At 74.9% G+C, this 2,804-nt stretch carries 2 protein-coding genes and 1 pseudogene; all 3 read right to left on the bottom strand.

Features of this window, described 5'->3' with window-relative positions; genetic code table 11:
- A pseudogene (locus PPSIR1_RS41265) lies at positions 1-765 on the bottom strand (hypothetical protein); the annotation flags it as partial.
- A gap of 16 nt (positions 766-781) precedes the next feature.
- On the bottom strand, positions 782-2,062 hold the full coding sequence (locus PPSIR1_RS45405) for a carbohydrate-binding family 9-like protein (RefSeq protein ID WP_006977297.1): 1,281 nt from the start codon (positions 2,060-2,062) through the stop codon (positions 782-784).
- Positions 2,062-2,804, bottom strand: a 743-nt coding sequence (locus tag PPSIR1_RS41255) for a hypothetical protein (protein WP_006977296.1), incomplete at its 5' end; no start/stop codon positions are given. The genes PPSIR1_RS41255 and PPSIR1_RS45405, both read right to left, overlap by 1 nt.

The following is a 2,804-nucleotide window of genomic DNA, read 5'->3' as shown; positions in this document are numbered from 1 at the left end:
GGCGGGCTTGCGCGACCACTTGCCCTTGGGGTCGACGACCTCGATGCGCGGCTTGGCCCGGCGACCGATCAACCGGCCGGCCACGCGAAAGCCCGCGTTGCGCTCGACCTGCACCGGGATGGGCTCGAGCTCGATGCCCCGCTCGACCAGGGTGACGATCAGCCGGGTCTTGGCTCCGCCCTCGGCCGCGGCCACGCCCACGCCCGCGCGCCAACGTCCGCCCCCGGAGGCCGAGAAGCTGCGCTGCACCTCTTCGACCAGGGCCTCGACCGCGCTGGCGCAGTCCGGGCGGAGCTCGACGTGGCAACCGTGGGCCGTGCCCTCGAGCTCGACGACGACCAGGGCGGGCTGCGGATCGCTGACCCCGTGCCAGGCCATGAGCGCGTCGAGCAGGGTCGGCGGCATGTCGTAGCGGCTCGGGCTGAGCGCGGCGAGGTCCTGGGCCAGGCTCGACAGCGCCACGTCGTGGACCAGCCCTCCGGGCGCCGCCGCGCCGCCGCGCTCGAGCACCTCGGCGAGGATGCTCTCCTCGATGGCGTTGAGCTGGTGGTCCTGGGCCACGCCGTAGCGCTCGGCCGGCTCGCCGCTGGCCCGCGCCCGCCCCTCGAGCTCGCGGATCTTCGCGCCTCGGCGAGGCCCGCCGGATCCGGGCGCCGCCGTGCCCCCCGTCGATCCGCTCTCGCAGCCGGGGACGACGCCCAGGCACAGCGAGCTGGCGAGGGCGAGAGCGGCGAGCGGCGAGAACTTCGGGGCGGGTCGCGTCATGGTCGGAGCGTCCAGTCTAGTCGATCAATTCCAACACCGCCGCGTTGCCCCAGGCGTGGAAGTCCGGGCGCAGGGTCGGGCTGAGCGCGAGGCCGACCTGACTCTTGCGGTCGGGCTTGTCGAGGCGAAACACGTTGGTGCGCAGGCGCGTCCCCGCGGCCACGGGGCAGCGCAGCTCGGTCTCGGCGCACAGCTCGGCCCAGGGGAAGGCCAGCTCCACGCTCCACCCGCGGTCGCCCCCGCGCTCGTCGAGCTCGCCGTCGAGGCGCACGGCGCTGCGCCAGCTCCCGTTCCACGCCTCGTCGCCCTTGCGATACTCGGGAAAGCGCGCGTCGAAGTGGACCCCGCGGGCCGAGACCTGGTGCTCGAGGTAGGCCCGCCCGGAGTTGTCGGCGGCCAGGAAGACCTCGAAGGCCTCGTCGCGGTAGAGGGGATCGTCGCGGCGCTCGTGGGGGGCGTAGAGGTCCGGGTCGGGGAGCTGCGCGGCGACGTAGAGGGCCTCCTCGTCCCAGGCGAACCACACCCAGGTCGGCCCCCCGAGCTGCTCCTCGAGCTCGCGGGGGGGCTCGCCGGTGCGGCTCGAGAGCAATCGCTGGGCCCCGTCCGCGCGCCACACGGCCTCGTCGCGGCGGCCGTCGAGGGTGATGCCCTCGGCCCCGACTCGCGCCGCCTTCACCACGCTCGGTCGCCGCTCGACGGGGAGCAGGGCGAGCACGGCCCGGCCGCCCTCAAAGCGGGCTTCGCCGTTGACCATCTCGCTCCGGGGGCCCCGAAGCACGGCGAGGCGATGGCCCCTCAGCTCCCCGCGGGCGTGGACCTCGAGCACGATGACCGCGTCGGCGGCGTGCCAGTCGGACCCCGGAGCGAGGAGCTCGACCTCGATGGTCCCGGACGCCCGATCGCCGCCGAAGTCGAAGCGGGTCCAGTTCGCCCGGGGCTCTCCCGGCTGACCCGGCGAGCCAAAGGCGACCTCCTGACGCGCGGCGGCGAGGGCCGGGAGCATGCCGACCCGTACCGAGCGCCCCTCGAGGCCCTCGGCGTCGAAGATCAGGCGGACGCCGCTGGACGGACCGTCGCGGTCGGGGGCGAGGGAGCCCTCGACGCGCCAGTTTTGGATCACGCCGCCGCCCTCGAACTCGATGCGGCCCGAGTACGCCGTCACGCCAGGGGCCTCAGCCAGGGGTTGGACCAGCTCGGCCTCGCGCTCGCTGCCCTGCTCCGACGCGCCCTCGGAGCCGCACGCCAGCGCGCTCGTCAGCCCGAGGACTCCGAGCGCCCGGCCTCGCGCGCTCGCCATCAAAAACGAAACACCACTCCGCCCGCCCCGAGGCCGACCTTGCCGGGCGCGGGCGCGGGGAGCTGGGCGCTCGAGTGCTCGTTGCGCTCGTCGACGCCGTTGCGGATCCCCAGCGCGACGATCGCCCCGGCGGACGCGACGATCGCCCCCAGGGTGACCCAAAAGTACCACTTCTTGTGGATCTCGATGGGCGCGGGCCCGTCGATGGGGGCCGGCGGCGGCGAGGGCTTGGGCGCGAGCGCGGCCAATCGGGCGGCTCGCTCGTCGTCCATGGCCTCGCGGTGCGTCGACTCGGGCTCGTCGGCGACGGTGCCCCGAGAGGCCTCGTCGAGGGCCGCGAGCTCTTCGTCGAGCGCCCCGATCTGCGCCGTGATCGCGGCGCCCTCGCTGCCCAGATCGACGCTCGCCGGATCGAGCTCCTCGCCAGCCTCTGCGGCCTCGTCGACGGCGGCCTGGCGCATCGCGTCCAACTCCTCTTCGAGCTCCGCCTGCCCGGCCTCGAGGGTCGCCTTGGCCGCAGCGTAGTCGCCCAGGGTCACCCAGGTGCGCGCCTCGAGCCGGCGGTTTTCGAGGCTCGGATCGGCCTCGCGCAGGGCCACGGCGATGTCGCGGGCGAGGCTCAGGTCGCCCGCTTCGATGGCCGCCTCGACGGCCTCGGGCGAAGGCTCGATGCTCTTCGCCGCCGCCGCTTCACCCCCCGTCCCCTCGGGAGCGGGCGCCGCCCAGGCCACGCCCGCGGGCG

Origin of the sequence: Plesiocystis pacifica SIR-1 (assembly GCF_000170895.1) — a bacterium.
GTDB lineage: Bacteria > Myxococcota_A > Polyangia > Nannocystales > Nannocystaceae > Plesiocystis > Plesiocystis pacifica.
The sequence above is the reverse complement of the archived record's forward strand: the minus strand, read 5'-3'. Positions and strand labels throughout refer to the sequence as shown.